The 17,716-nt window shown below is 63.9% G+C and carries 15 protein-coding genes; all 15 read left to right on the top strand.

The annotated features are described in order from the left end of the window. Positions 1 to 525 precede the first annotated feature (525 nt). The 15 genes from gyrA to QCE64_RS09350 all read left to right on the top strand — a co-directional run bounded on the left by gyrA (position 526) and on the right by QCE64_RS09350 (position 17,426). Positions 526 to 3,165, top strand: coding sequence for a DNA gyrase subunit A (gene gyrA / locus QCE64_RS09420; RefSeq protein WP_309917896.1), 2,640 nt, complete (start codon positions 526 to 528; stop codon positions 3,163 to 3,165). Positions 3,166 to 3,365: 200 nt separating this feature from the next. Further along, a complete protein-coding gene (locus tag QCE64_RS09415) occupies positions 3,366 to 3,977 on the top strand; it encodes a DUF2059 domain-containing protein (protein WP_309811638.1) in 612 nt (203 codons plus the stop codon). 188 nt (positions 3,978 to 4,165) lie between these two features. Beyond that, the gene (gene serC, locus QCE64_RS09410) at positions 4,166 to 5,248 is read left to right on the top strand and encodes a 3-phosphoserine/phosphohydroxythreonine transaminase (RefSeq protein ID WP_310003540.1); all 1,083 of its coding nucleotides are present in this window, start codon (positions 4,166 to 4,168) and stop codon (positions 5,246 to 5,248) included. A 25-nt stretch (positions 5,249 to 5,273) separates the two neighbouring features. Then, the gene (gene pheA, locus QCE64_RS09405; RefSeq protein WP_310003539.1) at positions 5,274 to 6,356 is read left to right on the top strand and encodes a prephenate dehydratase; all 1,083 of its coding nucleotides are present in this window, start codon (positions 5,274 to 5,276) and stop codon (positions 6,354 to 6,356) included. 66 nt (positions 6,357 to 6,422) lie between these two features. Continuing rightward, the gene (locus QCE64_RS09400; protein ID WP_309917886.1) at positions 6,423 to 7,358 is read left to right on the top strand and encodes a prephenate dehydrogenase/arogenate dehydrogenase family protein; all 936 of its coding nucleotides are present in this window, start codon (positions 6,423 to 6,425) and stop codon (positions 7,356 to 7,358) included. A 36-nt stretch (positions 7,359 to 7,394) separates the two neighbouring features. Continuing rightward, positions 7,395 to 8,699 (top strand): 3-phosphoshikimate 1-carboxyvinyltransferase, encoded by a 1,305-nt coding sequence (gene aroA / locus QCE64_RS09395; RefSeq protein ID WP_309917884.1) that lies wholly within the window; start codon positions 7,395 to 7,397, stop codon positions 8,697 to 8,699. A gap of 75 nt (positions 8,700 to 8,774) precedes the next feature. After that, positions 8,775 to 9,482, top strand: a complete 708-nt coding sequence (cmk, locus tag QCE64_RS09390) for a (d)CMP kinase (protein ID WP_309917881.1) — start codon at positions 8,775 to 8,777, stop codon at positions 9,480 to 9,482. 119 nt (positions 9,483 to 9,601) lie between these two features. Beyond that, positions 9,602 to 11,332 carry a 30S ribosomal protein S1 gene (rpsA, locus tag QCE64_RS09385; protein WP_309809303.1) on the top strand — a complete coding sequence of 577 codons (1,731 nt, stop codon included), beginning with the start codon at positions 9,602 to 9,604 and terminating at the stop codon, positions 11,330 to 11,332. A 23-nt stretch (positions 11,333 to 11,355) separates the two neighbouring features. Further along, a complete protein-coding gene (locus QCE64_RS09380; RefSeq protein ID WP_309809301.1) occupies positions 11,356 to 11,685 on the top strand; it encodes an integration host factor subunit beta in 330 nt (109 codons plus the stop codon). Between the two features lie 311 nt (positions 11,686 to 11,996). Beyond that, positions 11,997 to 12,290: a LapA family protein gene (locus tag QCE64_RS09375; RefSeq protein WP_309809299.1), complete on the top strand. Its 294-nt coding sequence runs from the start codon at positions 11,997 to 11,999 to the stop codon at positions 12,288 to 12,290. Positions 12,291 to 12,338: 48 nt separating this feature from the next. Then, on the top strand, positions 12,339 to 13,514 hold the full coding sequence (lapB, locus tag QCE64_RS09370; protein ID WP_310003536.1) for a lipopolysaccharide assembly protein LapB: 1,176 nt from the start codon (positions 12,339 to 12,341) through the stop codon (positions 13,512 to 13,514). A gap of 79 nt (positions 13,515 to 13,593) precedes the next feature. Next, positions 13,594 to 14,997 (top strand): UDP-glucose/GDP-mannose dehydrogenase family protein, encoded by a 1,404-nt coding sequence (locus QCE64_RS09365; protein ID WP_310003534.1) that lies wholly within the window; start codon positions 13,594 to 13,596, stop codon positions 14,995 to 14,997. Beyond that, the gene (gene rfaE1 / locus QCE64_RS09360; protein ID WP_309809293.1) at positions 14,963 to 15,949 is read left to right on the top strand and encodes a D-glycero-beta-D-manno-heptose-7-phosphate kinase; all 987 of its coding nucleotides are present in this window, start codon (positions 14,963 to 14,965) and stop codon (positions 15,947 to 15,949) included. Before QCE64_RS09365 ends, rfaE1 begins: the two co-directional genes overlap by 35 nt. 23 nt (positions 15,950 to 15,972) lie before the next feature. After that, positions 15,973 to 16,965 carry an ADP-glyceromanno-heptose 6-epimerase gene (rfaD, locus tag QCE64_RS09355; RefSeq protein WP_309809291.1) on the top strand — a complete coding sequence of 331 codons (993 nt, stop codon included), beginning with the start codon at positions 15,973 to 15,975 and terminating at the stop codon, positions 16,963 to 16,965. 74 nt (positions 16,966 to 17,039) lie between these two features. Then, positions 17,040 to 17,426 carry a helix-hairpin-helix domain-containing protein gene (locus QCE64_RS09350; RefSeq protein ID WP_309917875.1) on the top strand — a complete coding sequence of 129 codons (387 nt, stop codon included), beginning with the start codon at positions 17,040 to 17,042 and terminating at the stop codon, positions 17,424 to 17,426. The last annotated feature ends 290 nt before the right edge of the window (positions 17,427 to 17,716 follow it).

The following is a 17,716-nucleotide window of genomic DNA, read 5'->3' as shown; positions in this document are numbered from 1 at the left end:
TGCTTCCGCAACATGATGGGGACAGGAAGCGGCGCACGCCAAAGAAGGCGCAAAACGTGCGCACATTACGTGCCTGAACGCCATTTTCTGCGGGATTTCAACGCTGAATCTTTTGCCGCCGACAAAACGGCGAGGCGGCATCATAGCCCGTCCACATGACCAACCGACGATACGCGTTCCCGCGATTTTGTAAATGTTTGGAACAGCGTTGCGCATTGCGAACTTCGGGTTCGCCATCCGGTGACGACGGCTGATCCGTGACACACACACTATGTATACGCACGGCGTCCGGTCGAGCAGGTGGCGCATGTTAGAATTTCTTGATGCGCTGCGTTCGCAGTGTGTGAAAAAGCCTGAAGCAAAGCCACGAAGCGAGGCATACAGCGAGGCATGCAGCGGATGTCGGCCCCGGGCCGCGCGGCGCATGTCACGCGGCTGGCGGGCGCGTGACGAGCATTCGAAGCCGGAATTCGACGCTCCCGAACGCGCTGCCGTGTCGCCGCTGCACAGTTCAAGACACGGATAATGGATCAATTCGCCAAAGAGACTCTGCCAATCTCCCTCGAGGAGGAAATGCGCCGTTCGTATCTCGATTACGCGATGAGCGTGATCGTCGGACGTGCGCTTCCCGATGTCCGCGATGGCCTCAAGCCGGTGCATCGCCGGGCGCTGTATTCGATGCACGAGCTGAACAACGACTGGAACCGCGCGTACAAGAAGTCGGCGCGTATCGTCGGCGACGTCATCGGTAAATACCATCCTCACGGCGACGCCTCCGTCTACGAGACCATCGTGCGCATGGCGCAGCCCTTCTCGCTGCGCTACATGCTGGTGGACGGCCAGGGCAATTTCGGTTCGGTCGACGGCGACAACGCCGCCGCCATGCGCTACACCGAAATCCGCATGGCGAAGATCGGCCACGAGCTGCTGGCCGACATCGACAAGGAAACCGTCGACTTCGGTCCGAACTACGACGGCAGCGAAAACGAGCCGCTCGTTCTGCCGGCCCGAATCCCGAATTTGCTCATCAACGGTTCGGCGGGTATCGCGGTCGGCATGGCCACGAACATTCCGCCGCACAACCTGCGCGAAATCGTCGACGCCTGCCTGCATCTGCTGCACACGCCGGAGGCCACGGTCGACGAACTGATCGAGATCGTGCCCGCGCCGGACTTCCCGACCGCCGGCATCATCTACGGCGTCGCCGGCGTACGCGACGGCTATCGCACGGGCCGCGGGCGCGTCGTGATGCGCGCGACCACGCACTTCGAAGAGATCGACCGCGGCCAGCGCATGGCCATCATCGTCGACGAAATCCCGTATCAGGTGAACAAGCGCACGCTGCTCGAGCGCATCGCCGAACTCGTCAACGAGAAAAAGCTGGAAGGCATCTCCGACATCCGCGACGAATCCGACAAGAGCGGCATGCGCGTCGTGATCGAGCTGAAGCGCGGCGAAGTGCCCGAAGTCATCCTGAACAACCTGTACAAGCAGACGCAGCTGCAGGACACGTTCGGCATGAACCTGGTCGCGCTCGTCGACGGCCAGCCGAAGCTCCTGAACCTGAAGGAGATGATCGAATGCTTCCTGTCGCATCGACGGGAAGTGCTGACGCGGCGCACGGTCTACGAACTGCGCAAGGCGCGCGATCGCGGCCACGTGCTCGAAGGCCTGGCGGTGGCGCTCGCGAACATCGACGAGTTCATCGCCATCATCAAGGCGGCGCCCACGCCGCCCATCGCGCGTCAGGAACTGATGGCGCGTCCGTGGGATTCGTCGCTCGTGCGCGAAATGCTCACGCGCACCGAGACCGAAGCCTCGGGCGGCCGCGCGGCCTATCGTCCGGAAGGGCTGAATCCGGCGTATGGCCTGCAGGAGGACGGACTGTATCGTCTGTCCGACGTGCAGGCGCAGGAAATCCTGCAGATGCGCCTGCAACGCCTGACCGGTCTGGAGCAGGACAAGATCGTCGGCGAATACCGTGAAGTAATGGCGCAGATCGCCGACCTGCTCGACATCCTCGCGCGTCCGGAACGGATTCGCCAGATGATCGTCGACGAGCTCGGCCAGATCCGTGCGGAGTTCGGCGACGACCGCCGTTCGCGCATCGAGATGAACGCGACCGAGCTCAACACCGAAGACCTGATCACGCCCACGGACATGGTCGTCACCATGTCGCACGCGGGCTACGTGAAGTCGCAGCCGCTGTCCGAATATCGCGCGCAGAAGCGCGGCGGGCGCGGCAAGCAGGCGACGCAGATGAAGGAAGACGACTGGATCGACACGCTGTTCATCGCGAACACGCACGATCACATGCTGTGCTTCTCGAATCGCGGCCGCGTGTACTGGATCAAGGTGTACGAAGTGCCGCAGGGCTCGCGCAATTCGCGCGGCCGCCCGATCGTCAACATGTTCCCGCTGCAGGACGGCGAGAAGATCAACGTCGTGCTGCCGATCAAGGAATTCTCGGCAGACAAGTACGTGTTCATGGCCACGTCGCTCGGCACCGTCAAGAAGACGCCGCTCGAGGCGTTCAGCCGCCCGCTGAAGAAGGGCATCATCGCGGTGGGTCTGGACGAAGGTGACTACCTGATCGGCGCCGCGATCACCGACGGCGAACATGACGTCATGCTGTTCTCCGATTCCGGCAAGGCCGTGCGTTTCGACGAGAACGACGTGCGCGCCATGGGCCGGGAGGCACGCGGCGTGCGGGGCATGCAGCTGGAAGACGGGCAGCAGGTCATCGCTCTGCTGGTGGCGGGCGGCGAAAACCAGTCGGTGCTGACCGCAACGGAAAATGGCTACGGCAAGCGCACGCCGATCAACGAGTACACGCGTCATGGCCGCGGCACGAAGGGCATGATCGCGATCCAGACGTCGGAGCGCAATGGCCGCGTGGTGGCTGCAACGCTCGTCGAGCCGGAAAGCGAGATCATGCTGATCACGAATTCGGGCGTGCTGATTCGCACGCGAGTGTCCGAGATCCGCGAGATGGGCCGCGCAACTCAAGGTGTTACACTCATCAGCCTTGACGAGGGAACCAAGCTGTCGGGCTTGCAGCACATCGCCGAGGCGGAAGCCGAAGCGGAACTCGACGAAGGCGATGCACCGCTGAATGGCAATGAGTCCGGCAACGAATCTGCGCCGGGCGATGAGGATGCCTGATGGCGCTTGTGTTGTGTCGCTCGTTCCAACTCGTCGTAGCCGCGGTTCAAGCCGGGGTTAAGCATTTGTAAGCTTGGATTGGTTAAGCTGCGCGACGCAGCGCGTGAAGATGCTGTAACCGGCCGTCCGCCGATTCGGCTTCAGATAACGCAAACGCTCGTGGCCAGTGCTGAACTGGATATTTTCTACAGGGAGTAATGATGCAAGGACGTTTCAAGCAGTGGATGTTGCTGGCCGCATTCGTGCCGACTTTCGCAATGGCTCAGTCGCTCCAGAACCAGGCGCCGGCCACGTCGGCAGCTCCGGCGCCGGCAGCAGCACCGGTTGATCCGGCCAAGCAAGCCGCGATCAAGGACCTGCTCGACGCCATTGACGCGCAGAAGCTGGTTGGCGCAATCGGCAACAGCGCGCAGATGCAGTCGAAGCAACTCGTCCCGGCCATCCTCTCGGACGCGCTCTCGGAGAACAAGTCGCTGAACGACAAGCAAAAGCAGGCCGCCGTCCCGACGCTGCAGAAGAACGCAGTGCCGAAGCTGGTTGACTCCGCGGGCCAGGTTTTCGCGACCGACGCATTCCGCAAGGACGCCATGCAGGCTCAGTACGACGCGTACGCGAAGTACTACACGACGGACGAGATCAAGGATCTGACCACGTTCTACAAGAGCCCGACGGGCCGCAAGTTCATTCAGGTGCAGGACCAGGTTGGCCGCGATGTGGTCAATGGCCTGATGCAGAAGTACATGCCGCAAGCCATCAAGGCAACGCGCACGCAAGCCGACCAGGAAGTGGCGAGCGTCAAGCCGGGCAAGTAAGCACGGCGGCATCGTCCGGACGGACCAGGCGAAGGGGCTGACGGCCCCTTTCGTTGGCGCGTTTCCTGGACAGTGCGATAATGGCTGTTTGCGCGTGAGCGCAAGCAGCCATTTCTTTTTTTGGGCGTGAACACGCGGTAATTACCTGGCCGCTGTTCGTTTCGCGCCTGCCATCCGGACTTTCTCAGATGCGCGTGTTCAATTTCTCCGCCGGCCCCGCCGCGATGCCAGAAGAAGTGCTCCAGCAGGCAGCAGATGAAATGCTCGACTGGCAAGGCAGCGGCATGAGCGTGATGGAAATGAGCCACCGCGGCGCCGAATTCATGTCGATCCACGAGGCAGCGCTCACCGACCTGCGTGAACTGCTGAGGGTGCCGGCTTCGCATCGCATCCTGTTTCTGCAGGGCGGCGGTCTCGGCGAGAACGCCATCGTGCCGATGAACCTGCTCGGCGGAAGGCACACGGTGGATTTCGTCGTGACCGGTTCGTGGTCCACGAAGTCGTTCAAGGAAGCGCAGAAATACGGCACGGCCCATCTCGCGGCGAGCGGCAAGACGGAAGCGGGCTTCACGCGCGTGCCGGCCTTCGACGAATGGCAGCTGTCCGACGATCCGGCCTACGTGCATCTGTGCTCGAACGAAACCATCGACGGCGTCGAGGCCTTCGAGATTCCGGATCTCGGCGATATCCCGCTGGTCGCCGACGCTTCCTCGCACATCCTCTCGCGTCCCATGGACATCGCCAAGTACGGCGTGCTCTTCGGCGGCGCGCAGAAGAACATCGGCATGGCGGGCGTCACGGTCGTGATCGTGCGCGAAGACTTGCTGGACCGCGCGCTGCCCATCTGTCCGTCGGCGTTCGAGTGGAAGACCGTCGCCGAAAACAATTCCATGTACAACACGCCGCCCACCTATGCGATCTATATCGCGGGGCTCGTCTTCAAATGGCTGAAGAAGCAGGGCGGACTGGAAGCGATCGAAGCGCGCAACGTCGAGAAGGCGAAGCTGCTCTACGACACCATCGATTCCAGTGCTTTCTACGTCAACAAGGTGGAGCGGCAGAACCGTTCGCGCATGAACGTGCCGTTCTTCCTCGCCGACGAATCGCGCAACGCGGATTTCCTGGCCGGCGCGAAGGCGCGCGGGCTGTTGCAACTGAAGGGCCACAAGTCCGTCGGCGGCATGCGGGCATCGATCTACAACGCGGTGCCGGTCGAGGGCGTCAAGGCGCTCGTCGAATACATGAAGGATTTCGAGCGCGCCAGCGCTTAAACCGGCATCACACATCTAGCACCGCATGGACGACGATCTCAATTCGCAACTCAAACCCCTGCGTGAGCGCATCGACGCGCTCGACGCGCAACTCATCGCGCTGCTGAACCAGCGTGCCTCCGTCGCGCTCGAAGTGGGCGAGGTGAAGAAGCATTTCAACGCGCCGGTGTTTCGTCCCGAGCGCGAGCTGCAGGTCATCGCGCGGCTTCAGGAGATGAGCCAGGGTCCGCTCGCCGACGACCACATCGCGTCGATCTGGCGCGAGATCATGGCCGCGAGCCGCGCGCTCGAACAGAGCATCAGCGCGGCATTCCTGGGCCCGGTTGGCACCTATAGCGAACAGGCGATGTTCGAGTATTTCGGACATTCCATCCACGGCGTGCCGTGTCCTTCGATCGACGAAGTGTTCCGCGCGGTCGAAGCCGGCGCGGCCCAGTACGGCGTCGTGCCCGTCGAGAATTCGGCCGAGGGCGCGGTGTCGCGCACGCTCGACCTGTTGCTGTCCACGTCCTTGCTGATCGGCGGCGAGCTGGCCTTGCCGATCCATCACAACCTGCTGACGGCGTCCGGCACGCTCGACGGCGTCAAGCGCGTGTGCGCGCATCCGCAGGCGCTCGCGCAGTGCCAGCGCTGGCTCGCCGCCAATGCGCCGCAGCTCGAGCGGCAGGCGGTATCGAGCAACGCCGAGGCGGCGCGCATGGCGGTGGAAGATGCGACGGTCGCGGCCATCGCCGGCGACCGCGCGGCCACGCATTACGGCCTCGGTGTCGTGTTCTCGATGATCCAGGACGATCCGCACAATCGCACGCGTTTTGTGATCATCGGCCGGGAGCCGACGGGGTCGAGCGGCCACGATCAGACTTCGCTGATCGTCACGGTGAAGAACGAGTCGGGCGCGGTGTTCAAGCTGCTTGAGCCGCTCGCGGCGCACGGCGTGTCGATGAACCGTTTCGAGTCGCGCCCGGCGCGTGCCGGCACGTGGGAGTACTACTTCTACATCGACATCGAAGGTCATCGCGATGATCCGTCCGTCGCCGCCGCCCTCGACGAACTCGGGCGCAAGGCCGCGTTCCTCAAGATTCTCGGTTCGTACCCGCGCGCCCGCTGAGCGGCTCGTTGCCGCCGCGCATGCGTGGCGGTCCGGTTTCCTGCGTCGCACGACGCGCTTTTCTCGATGTCCCCTGTGGCTGCGTTCTCTTTCAACAAACTCGTTATTCTCGGCGTCGGCCTGATAGGCGGATCGCTCGCGCGCGCGCTGCGTGAACGCGCGGGACTCGCGGGGCGGATCGTCGGCGTGGGGCGTTCGGCGCAGTCGGTGGCGCGCGCGCTCGAGCTAGGCGTGATCGACGAAGCCGTTGCGCTCGACGACACCCCCGCGCTGACGCGCGCGCTCCAGGGCGCCGACCTCGTGCTGCTCGCGGCGCCGGTCGCGCAGACGGGCCCGCTGCTCGCGCGGATTGCGCCGTTGCTGGACCCGCACGCCATCGTCACCGATGCCGGCAGCACCAAGAGCGACGTCGTCGCGGCCGCGCGGCAAGCGCTGGGCGCGCGGATCGCGCAATTCGTGCCGGGGCATCCGATCGCGGGCCGCGAGTCGAGCGGCGTCGATGCGGCGTTGCCGGAGCTGTATGTCGGGCGCAATGTCGTGCTGTGTCCGCTGACGGAGAACGCGCTCGCCGACGTGGAGCGCATCGCCTCGATGTGGCGCGCCACCGGCGCCTGCGTGCGCGAGATGAGCGAGGCGCAGCACGATCGCGTGTTCGCTTCGGTGAGCCACTTGCCGCACGTGCTGTCGTTCGCGCTCGTCGACCAGATTCTTGCCACGCCCGACGCCGAGCTGAAATTCTCGTTTGCGGCGGGCGGATTCCGCGACTTCACGCGCATCGCCGCGTCGAGTCCGGAAATGTGGCGCGACATCTGTCTGGCGAACCGCGCCGCGCTGCTCGCCGAACTGGACGATTACACGGCCGTGCTCGCGCGTTTTCGCGCGGCGATCGAGGCATCGGACGGCGCCGCGCTCGAAGCAGCGTTCGCGCGCTCGCGCGTGGCGCGCCGGGAATGGCAGGAACGTGGCGGCGTCAGGCCGGCCGGTGAAAGCGCGGAAAAGTGAGCCGCGGAGAAGCACGCAGTAAAACAAGGACACACTATGGAACATCTGGATCTCGGACCTTTCTCGCGCGCGTCCGGCACGGTGCGCTTGCCCGGGTCGAAGAGCATCTCGAACCGCGTGCTGCTGCTCGCGGCATTGTCGAGCGGCGAAACCTCGATCACCAATCTGCTCGATTCCGACGACACCCGCGTGATGATCGCCGCGCTCAAAACGCTCGGCGTTGGCGTCCGCGAGGAAGGCGAGCGGATCGTCGTGGCCGGGACGGGCGGCGCGTTTCCGTCGAAGTCGGCGGAGTTGTTCCTCGGCAACGCCGGCACGGCGGTGCGCCCGCTGACCGCGGCGCTGGCCGTCAACGGCGGTGAATACCGCGTGCACGGCGTGCCGCGCATGCACGAGCGGCCGATCGGCGATCTTGTCGACGGGCTGCGTCAGATCGGCGCGCAGATCGACTACGAACTCAACGACGGCTTTCCGCCGCTCAGGATCCACCCGGCGAAGATCGCGGTGGACCGTCCCGTGCGCGTGCGCGGCGACGTGTCGAGCCAGTTCCTCACCGCGCTGCTGATGAGCCTGCCGGTGGCCGAAGGGCGCAACGGGCCGGTGACGATCGAGATCGAGGGCGAGCTGATTTCGAAGCCATATATCGACATCACCATTCGCCTGATGGAGCGCTTCGGCGTGCGCGTGGAGCGCGACGGCTGGGCGCGCTTCACGATTCCGGCCGGCGCCGGCTATCGCTCGCCGGGCGCGATCATGGTGGAAGGCGATGCCTCGTCGGCCTCGTATTTTCTGGCGGCGGGCGCGATCGGCCATGGTCCGGTGCGCGTGGAAGGCGTCGGGCGGTCGAGCATCCAGGGCGATGTCGGATTCGCCGATGCGCTCAACCGCATGGGCGCGAACATCATGATGGGCGAGGACTGGATCGAGGTGCGGGGCGTCGAGTCCGACGACGGCAGGCTCGCTGCCATCGACATGGATTTCAACCTGATTCCCGATGCCGCGATGACCATCGCGGTGGCCGCGCTGTTCGCGAACGGCACGACGACGCTGCGCAATATCGCGAGCTGGCGCGTGAAGGAAACCGACCGCATCGCCGCGATGGCGACGGAACTGCGCAAGGTCGGCGCGACGGTGGAAGAGGGCGCGGACTATCTCGTGGTCACGCCGCCCGCGACCCTCACGCCGGGCGCCGCGATCGACACCTACGACGATCACCGCATGGCCATGTGCTTCTCGCTGGTGAGCCTGGGCGGCGTGCCGGTGCGCATCAACGATCCGAAATGTGTGAACAAGACGTTTCCGGATTACTTCGAGCGCTTCGCGGCCCTCGTGAAGGCGTAACCGGCGTGCGGTACCGTGAAGCGCGATGACTTTGATTTCAACGGCAACACTAACGGGCCAGTACGGCCAGATTCAATGAAACCGACCCGTCCATTCGACCCCATTCCAGTGATCACCATCGACGGGCCGACCGCTTCGGGCAAGGGCACGGTCGCCGCGGTCGTCGCGGCGACGCTGGGCTTCCACCTGCTCGACAGCGGCGCGCTGTACCGGCTGGCGGCGCTCGCGAGCGTGCGCTATCAGATCGCGACGGACGATGCGGCCGGCCTTGCAAAGCTGATCGAGTCGCTCCATATCACCTTCCGCGAAGGCTGCGCCCAGCTCGATGGCGTGGATGTGTCCGGCGAAATCCGGCAGGAAGAAGTGGGCAACCGCGCCTCTGCCATCGCCGTCCACCACGAGGTGCGTCAGGCGCTGGTCGCGCGCCAGCGGGCCTTCCGCAAGCGCCCGGGACTGGTCGCCGACGGCCGCGACATGGGCACCGTGATCTTCCCGGACGCCACGCTGAAGGTGTTTTTGACGGCGAGCGTCGAGGCGCGCGCTGCCAGACGGCATAAGCAATTGATGCAAAAAGGTTTTTCTGCTAACATAGATGACCTGCTGCGCGATTTGCGCGAACGGGACGCCCGGGACATAAACCGGAGCGTCGCGCCGCTCAAGCCTGCAGCGGATGCGAAGACGCTGGACACCTCCGGTCTGTCCATCGACCAGGCGGTCGAGCAGATCATCGGCTGGTACAGCGGGATTCGCGTAGTGCAGCAACAAGCAAGCAGCAAGCAGTAGACGCAGGCAGCAAGGTGTTCCGCCGGGAGGCGGGACGTGTGTAAAACCCCTTAACCCCGTACGGCTTTGCGTTTCACCGGTCCAGCATGGGATTGTTCCCGGACCACCGCGCAAGGGCTGTGCAAATACAGATTTTTATGTCCGACCTGCAAACCTCCACCCCGAATACCGAATCTTTCGCGGCTCTGTTCGAAGAGTCGCTGACCAAGCAGGACATGCGCGCTGGCGAAGTGATCTCCGCCGAAGTCGTGCGCGTCGACCACAACTTCGTGGTCGTCAACGCTGGTCTCAAGTCCGAAGCCTATATTCCGCTCGAAGAATTCCTGAACGACGCGGGTGAAGTGGAAGTGCAGGCGGGCGACTTCGTTTCCGTCGCGATCGACGCGCTGGAAAACGGCTATGGCGACACCATCCTGTCGCGCGACAAGGCGAAGCGCCTCGCTTCGTGGCTGTCGCTGGAAAAAGCGCTGGACAACAACGAACTCGTGACCGGCACGATTACCGGCAAGGTCAAGGGCGGCATGACCGTGATGGTCAACGGCATCCGCGCGTTCCTGCCGGGTTCGCTCGTCGACACGCGTCCGGTCAAGGACACGACCCCGTACGAAGGCAAGACGCTCGAATTCCGCGTCATCAAGCTGGACCGCAAGCGTAACAACGTGGTGCTGTCGCGCCGCGCGGTGATCGAAGCCACGCAAGGCGAAGAGCGCGCAAAGCTGCTCGAGACGCTGAAGGAAGGCGCGATCGTCGAAGGCGTGGTCAAGAACATCACCGACTACGGCGCGTTCGTGGACCTCGGCGGCATCGACGGCCTGCTGCACATCACCGACATCGCATGGCGTCGCGTGCGTCACCCGTCGGAAGTCCTGTCGGTTGGCCAGGAAGTCACCGCCAAGATCCTCAAGTTCGACCAAGAGAAGAACCGCGTTTCGCTGGGCATCAAGCAACTGGGCGACGATCCGTGGGAAGGCATCTCGCGCCGTTACCCGTCGGGCACGCGCCTGTTCGGCAAGGTCACCAACATCACCGACTACGGCGCATTCGTCGAAGTGGAATCGGGCATCGAAGGCCTGGTTCACGTGTCGGAAATGGACTGGACCAACAAGAACGTTGCGCCGTCGAAGGTTGTCCAGCTGGGCGACGAAGTCGAAGTCATGGTTCTCGAAATCGACGAAGACCGCCGCCGTATCTCGCTCGGCATGAAGCAGTGCAAGCCGAATCCGTGGGATGACTTCAGCCGCAACTACAAGAAGGGCGACAAGCTGTCCGGCGCCATCAAGTCGATCACCGACTTCGGCGTGTTCATCGGTCTGCCTGGCGGCATCGACGGTCTGGTTCACCTGTCGGACCTGTCGTGGTCGGAAACCGGCGAAGAAGCCGTCCGCAAGTACAAGAAGGGCGACGAAGTCGAAGCCGTGGTTCTGGGCATCGACGTCGAGAAGGAACGCATCTCGCTGGGCATCAAGCAGCTGGAAGGCGACCCGTTCAGCAACTTCGTCGCGATCAACGACAAGGGCGCCATCGTCGACGGCGTCGTGAAGTCGGTGGATCCGAAGGGTGCTGTCATTGCGCTGAACGCGGATGTCGAAGGCTACCTGCGTGCTTCCGAAATCGCTCAGGACCGCGTGGAAGATGCGCGCAACGTGCTGAAGGAAGGCGACAAGGTCAACGCGATGATCATCAACATCGATCGCAAGTCGCGTGGCATCAACCTGTCGATCAAGGCGAAGGATTCGGCCGAACAGCAGGAAGCCATGCGCAGCCTGCAGGGCGACTCGAACGCCGCCGCGACCGGCACGACCAACCTCGGCGCGCTGCTCAAGGCCAAGCTCGACGGCCAGAACAGCTAAGCCCTTAACGGCACGGCTGCAGAATGACCAAATCGGAATTGGTCGCCCAGTTGGCGTCGCGATTTCCGCAACTTGTTCTCAAGGATGCGGATTTCGCGGTGAAGACGATGCTCGATGCGATGTCGGAGGCCTTGGCCAACGGTCACCGCATCGAGATTCGCGGCTTCGGCAGCTTCGGGCTCAACCGTCGTCCGTCGCGCGTCGGGCGTAATCCCAAGTCGGGGGAGAAAGTGCTGGTGCCGGAGAAATTCGTGCCGCACTTCAAGCCGGGCAAGGAATTGCGCGAACGCGTCGACGGCCGTTCGGGCGAGCCGCTGAAGATGTCGAATGACGATGATTCGGACGATCTCTGATCGGCCGGGTTTGTCGGCGGGGATGCCCCGAACGTATCGTCGGCCAGCGGGCCATCGACCAGAGAAAGCACCCTTCGGGGTGCTTTTTTCATGGGCGCTGCATTTGCACGCGCTGTGTACTCGACGGGTGCGTGGCTTGCTGAAAGACGAGCAAAGCGCCGGCGACTGCCGGTGCGCATAAGCATCAATTACAATACCGGTCACTTTGACCTCGTAACATGCTTCGCTCGCCGTTCCACAATAAACGGCCGCATCCTGCACCGCTGCATGCGCCACGTGTACCACCCGCAACCGCTCCCGCGAGACCTCGTATGAAATTCATTGTCTGGCTGATCCGCGTCCTGGTTTTCGTGCTGCTTCTGGTGCTGGCCCTGGCCAACACCCAGACGGCGACGCTGAATTTCCTCGCCGGCTATGCCTGGCAAGCGCCGCTGATCCTGATCGGCCTGGCGTTTTTCGTCGTTGGATTGCTGGCGGGACTCGTCTCCGCGTTGCCGGCGCGCGTGCGCCTGCGCATGGAGAACGGCCGTCTCAAGCGCGAACTGCGCGTGGCGCGCGAGACGCCGGTGGTGAAGGAAGAACCGCCGATGCCGCCGCTCATCTGAACAGGACGCCCGCGGCCGGCAGACACCTCACTCTTCTCGACTAATCGCATGGATCTAGACTTCTGGTGGCTGCTCGTCATTCCCGTCGCGTTCGCGCTGGGCTGGATGACGTCCCGCTATGACCTGAAAACGCTGCTGTCCGAGAATGCGAACCTGCCGCGCTCGTACTTCCGCGGCCTCAACTTCCTCCTCAACGAGCAACACGACAAGGCCATCGACGCCTTCATCGAAGTTGCCAAGCTGGATCCGGAAACCATCGAACTGCACTTCGCGCTCGGCAACCTGTTCCGTCGCCGGGGCGAGACTGATCGCGCGATCCGCGTGCATCAGAACCTGCTGAGCCGCGCCGATCTGCCGGTCGCGGAACGCGATCACGCGCTCTACGAACTGGGCCAGGACTTCCTGAAAGCCGGCCTGCTGGACCGCGCCGAGGAAACCTTCCGCTCGCTCGATTCCGGCGAATACTCGCTCGGCGCGAAACGCGCGCTGCTGACCATCTACGAGATCGAGAAGGACTGGCCGAAGTCCATCGCGACGGCCGAGCAGATCGAGAAGATGGGCGCACCGTCGCTGCACATGGAGATCGCGCATTTCCATTGCGAGCTCGCGCAGGAAGCGTTGCAGCGCAAGAATCCCGATGGCGCGCGCGCGGAGCTGAAACTCGCGCTGGCGTCGAATCCGGACAACGTGCGCGCGACCATCCTCGGCGGCGACGTGGAAGCGGCCGCCGGCAACCTGGACGGCGCGATTGCGCACTGGAAGCGCGTCGAGGAGCAGAACGAGGCGTATCTTCCGCTGGTCGCCGAAAAGCTGATGGAGGCCTACAGCGCGCTCGAGCGCAAGGAAGACGGCGTCGCGCTGCTGACCGAGTACGCGAGCCGCTATCCGTCGAACGATTTGCTCGATGTCGCGTACAAGCACGTGCAGGAACTGCGCGGACTGGAAGCGGCGCACGCGCTGGCGCGCAAGCAAATGGAGAGCGCGCCTAATCTCGCGGGCATGACGCGCCTGCTCGAAGCGCAGGAAGCGACGGCCGAGGAACCGCGCCGCGGCGAACTCGAACTGATGCGCAATCTGGTGAAGCAGCGCACCAAGAATCTGCCGCGTTACACGTGCCAGACCTGCGGTTTCCGCGCGCGGCTATTCTATTGGCAGTGCCCCGGCTGCAGCGGCTGGGAGACCTACGCGCCGCGCCGCGTCGAGCCGATCACGAGTTCGGCCTGAGCCGCGCGAGCAGAATCGGAACACGCGTGAAAGCGGGCGCTGCGTTCGCCCCGGCAATTCAGACCTCACTGGAAAGCGTATGAAAGTGACCATCGTCGGCACGGGTTATGTCGGTCTAGTGACCGGCGCGTGTCTCGCCGAAATTGGCAATGACGTGTTTTGCGTGGATGTCGATCCGCGCAAGATCGAGATTCTCAACAACGGTGGCGTGCCCATCCACGAGCCGGGCCTGCAGGAAATGCTCCGGCGCACGCGCGCCGCGGGCCGCATCCAGTTTTCCACCGACGTGAAAGCGAGCGTCGAGCACGGCGACATCCAGTTCATCGCCGTCGGCACGCCGCCGGATGAAGACGGCTCCGCCGACCTGCAATACGTGCTCGCGGCGGCGCGCAACATCGGCAAGTATTCGAACGGCTTCAAGGTGATCGTCGACAAGTCGACGGTGCCGGTCGGCACGGCGCTCCAGGTGGGACGCGTCGTCGCCGAGGAACTCAAGGCGCGCGGCCTCGACGGCTCGGACAAGCACGGCTTCTCGGTCGTGTCGAATCCGGAGTTCCTGAAAGAAGGCGCGGCCGTCGATGACTTCATGCGGCCCGACCGCATCGTGATCGGCATCGACGACGATCATGCCGGCCAGCTCGCGCGCGAGAAGATGAAGCGCCTGTACGCGCCGTTCAATCGCAATCACGAACGCACGCTCTACATGGACGTGCGCTCGGCGGAGTTCACCAAGTACGCGGCCAACGCGATGCTCGCCACGCGCATCTCGTTCATGAACGACCTGTCGAATCTTGCGGATACCGTCGGCGCCGATATCGAAGCGGTGCGGCGCGGCATCGGCTCGGATCCGCGCATCGGCTATCACTTCCTGTATGCGGGCTGCGGGTATGGCGGCTCGTGTTTCCCGAAGGACGTGCAGGCGCTCGCGCAGACGGCCCGTGAAAACGGCCACACGCTGCGCATTCTCGAAGCCGTGGAAGCCGTCAACGACGACCAGAAGGAAGTGCTCGTCAACAAGATCGTGCGGCGCATGGGCGAGGATCTGCGCGGCCGTACCTTCGCGGTCTGGGGCCTGGCGTTCAAGCCGAACACCGATGACATGCGCGAGGCGTCGAGCCGCCGCATGATCGAGGCGCTGCTGAAGCGCGGCGCGTCGGTGCAGGCCTACGATCCGGTCGCGCGCGACGAGGCCGAACGCGTCTTCGCGCTCGATCTCGCGGATCGTGCGGAGGACATGAAGCGCCTGCACTTCGTGAAGACGCAGCAGGATGCGCTGACGAACGCCGATGCGCTCGTCATCGTGACCGAATGGAAGGAATTCAAGAGCCCCGACTTCGCTCATCTGAAAGGCGCGCTGAAGGCGCCGGTGATTTTCGATGGCCGCAATCTGTACGAACCGGAAGCGATGGCCGAACTGGGCATCGACTACTACGCAATAGGACGTCCCCATGTCGAACTCGACTCCAACGGCTCACGACATTAAGCACGACACCAGGACGGAGATTCCCGTCGTGCCGCGCGCGCGCGTCGCGGCGGCGCGCGTGCTGGTGGTCGGCGACGTGATGCTCGACCGCTACTGGTTCGGCGACGTCAACCGCATCTCCCCCGAAGCGCCCGTGCCGGTCGTGCACGTGCAGAAGAAGGAAGATCGCTTGGGCGGCGCGGCCAATGTCGCGCGCAATGCGGCGGCGCTCGGCGCGCAGGCGGGTTTGCTGTGCGTCGTGGGACACGACGAGCCGGGTGAACGCGTGGTCGAATTGCTCGGCGAGAGCAAGGTCGCGGCGCATCTGGAACGCGATCCCGAACTGCTCACGACCATCAAGCTGCGGGTGTTGTCGCGTCAGCAGCAATTGCTGCGCGTGGACTTCGAGAACACGCCGAATCACGAAGTGCTGCGCGCGTGCCTCGAACGCTTTGCCGAGATCCTGCCGCAGCACGACGTGATCCTCATGTCCGACTACGCGAAGGGTGGCCTGACGCACGTCACGCAGATGATCGCCGACGCACGCCGCGCCGGAAAACCGGTCCTGGTCGATCCGAAGGGCGACGACTGGGACCGCTATCGCGGCGCGACGCTCATCACGCCGAACCGCGCGGAATTGCGCGAGGTCGTCGGACAATGGAAGTCGGAAGAAGACCTGCATGAGCGCGTGGCGAAGCTGCGTCGCGAACTCGAATTCGGCGCGCTGCTGCTGACGCGTTCGGAAGAAGGCATGACGCTCTTCACCGAAGGCCAGGTGGTGCATACATCGGCCGAAGCACGCGAAGTGTATGATGTCTCGGGCGCCGGCGACACCGTCATCGCGACGGTCGCCACCATGCTGGGCGCGGGCGTGCCGCTGGTCGACTCCATCGTGTATGCGAACCGCGCGGCGGGCATCGTGGTCGGCAAGCTGGGCACGGCCACCGTCGACTACAACGAACTCTTCGCCTGATTCCCTCTCTCTGATAAACCGCCATGACCATCATCGTTACCGGTGCGGCCGGATTCATCGGCAGCAACATCGTCAAGGCGCTCAATGAGCGCGGCGAACAGCGCGTGATCGCAGTCGACAATCTCACGCGCGCCGACAAGTTCAAGAATCTCGTCGATTGCGACATCGACGATTACCTCGACAAGACCGAATTCGTCGAGCGCTTCAAGCGCGGCGATTTCGGCAAGGTACGCGCGGTGTTCCATGAAGGTGCCTGTTCGGACACGATGGAAACCGACGGCCGCTACATGATGGACAACAACTTCCGCTACAGCCGCGACGTGATGGACACGTGCCTCGCGCAAGGGGCGCAGTTCCTGTATGCATCGTCGGCGGCTACCTACGGCGGATCAAGCAAGTTCGTCGAAGAGCGCGCGTACGAGAAGCCTCTCAACGTCTACGGCTACTCGAAGCTGCTGTTCGACCAGATCGTGCGCCAGGTGTTGCCGCAGGCGAAGAGCCAGATTGTCGGCTTCCGCTATTTCAACGTGTATGGGCCGCGTGAGACGCACAAGGGCCGCATGGCGTCGGTCGCGTTTCACAACTTCAACCAGTTCCGCTCGGAAGGCAAGGTCAAGCTGTTCGGCGAATACAACGGCTATGCAGCGGGCGAGCAGACGCGCGATTTCATCTCGGTGGAAGACGTGGTGAAGGTGAATCTGTTCTTCTTCGATCATCCGGAGAAGTCGGGCATCTTCAATCTCGGCACGGGCCGCGCGCAGCCGTTCAACGACATCGCCTCGACCGTCGTGAACTCCTTGCGCGCGCTCGACGGCGAGGCCACGCTGTCGCTCGCGGAACTCGTGCAGCGCGGCTTGCTGGAGTACATCGCGTTTCCGGACGCGCTGCGCGGCAAGTATCAATGCTTCACGCAGGCCGACCAGTCGAAGTTGCGCGCAGCCGGCTACGACGCGCCGTTCTTGACGGTTCAGGAAGGCGTCGACCGCTACGTGCGCTGGCTGTTCGGCCAGCTATAAACGCGCGCCTTCCCTCACTACACTGGGTCTCACGGTCGGCAGGTCGCCGGCCGGTTCCTCACGGAGACTCAGTCATGTTCAAGCACGCACTCTCGTCCCTTGCCGCGCTCGCGCTGATCCTTTCCCTTGGTTCGGCGTTCGCGGCCGTCGACGTCAACACCGCAGATGTCGACGCGCTGCGCGGCGTCAAGGGCATCGGCCCGGCCAAGGCGAAGGCCATTCTCGACGAACGTCAGGCGCACGGCCCGTTCAAGGACGCCGGCGATCTCAGCACGCGCGTGAAGGGCATGGGCGGCAAGACCGTCCAGCGTCTGGAAGCGGAGGGGCTGACCATCGGCGCCTCCACCAAGACAGCAGCTGCACCGCCCGGCAACGCGGCACCGCCCGGCGCGGCCAACGCGGCGGTCGCCACGCCGGTGTCGGCGTCCGCCTCGGCCAAGCCGGTGGTGGTCAAGAAGTAACCGGCAGCGTCGTTGAATGGCTCCGGGCGCGCTCTGGTGCGCAGCGCGTGACCGGGCCTTGGGCTTCGGACTCCTTCAGCCTGTAGAGCGTTTGGGCTCCCCGCGGTGTGCCTCCCGCGGGGCTTTTTGCATGCATGATGGGTGGCTGAAGCTGTCGAAGGGATTACGGCGCCGGCGCAGACCATCCGGGCGGCAGGGCCGCGTGAACGTCGAAAGGACCGCTGGGCTACAATCGACCAACCCCCTTACCTCTGTTTTCACGCCAGCCGTACTCGTGCGTGAAACCTGAT

It is taken from the genome of Caballeronia sp. LZ043 (assembly GCF_031451075.1).
GTDB lineage: Bacteria > Pseudomonadota > Gammaproteobacteria > Burkholderiales > Burkholderiaceae > Caballeronia.
Note: the sequence above shows the minus strand (reverse complement) of the source record. Positions and strands in the feature narration are given on the sequence as shown.

Coding starts and splice junctions, on each gene's coding strand:
- QCE64_RS09415 (WP_309811638.1), top strand. CDS start 3,366: ATGCAAGGACGTTTCAAGCAGTGGATGTTGCTGGCCGCATTCGTGCCG.
- QCE64_RS09400 (WP_309917886.1), top strand. CDS start 6,423: ATGTCCCCTGTGGCTGCGTTCTCTTTCAACAAACTCGTTATTCTCGGC.
- lapB (WP_310003536.1), top strand. CDS start 12,339: ATGGATCTAGACTTCTGGTGGCTGCTCGTCATTCCCGTCGCGTTCGCG.
- QCE64_RS09380 (WP_309809301.1), top strand. CDS start 11,356: ATGACCAAATCGGAATTGGTCGCCCAGTTGGCGTCGCGATTTCCGCAA.
- QCE64_RS09350 (WP_309917875.1), top strand. CDS start 17,040: ATGTTCAAGCACGCACTCTCGTCCCTTGCCGCGCTCGCGCTGATCCTT.
- QCE64_RS09375 (WP_309809299.1), top strand. CDS start 11,997: ATGAAATTCATTGTCTGGCTGATCCGCGTCCTGGTTTTCGTGCTGCTT.
- cmk (WP_309917881.1), top strand. CDS start 8,775: ATGAAACCGACCCGTCCATTCGACCCCATTCCAGTGATCACCATCGAC.
- rfaE1 (WP_309809293.1), top strand. CDS start 14,963: ATGTCGAACTCGACTCCAACGGCTCACGACATTAAGCACGACACCAGG.
- gyrA (WP_309917896.1), top strand. CDS start 526: ATGGATCAATTCGCCAAAGAGACTCTGCCAATCTCCCTCGAGGAGGAA.
- serC (WP_310003540.1), top strand. CDS start 4,166: ATGCGCGTGTTCAATTTCTCCGCCGGCCCCGCCGCGATGCCAGAAGAA.
- aroA (WP_309917884.1), top strand. CDS start 7,395: ATGGAACATCTGGATCTCGGACCTTTCTCGCGCGCGTCCGGCACGGTG.
- QCE64_RS09365 (WP_310003534.1), top strand. CDS start 13,594: ATGAAAGTGACCATCGTCGGCACGGGTTATGTCGGTCTAGTGACCGGC.
- rfaD (WP_309809291.1), top strand. CDS start 15,973: ATGACCATCATCGTTACCGGTGCGGCCGGATTCATCGGCAGCAACATC.
- pheA (WP_310003539.1), top strand. CDS start 5,274: ATGGACGACGATCTCAATTCGCAACTCAAACCCCTGCGTGAGCGCATC.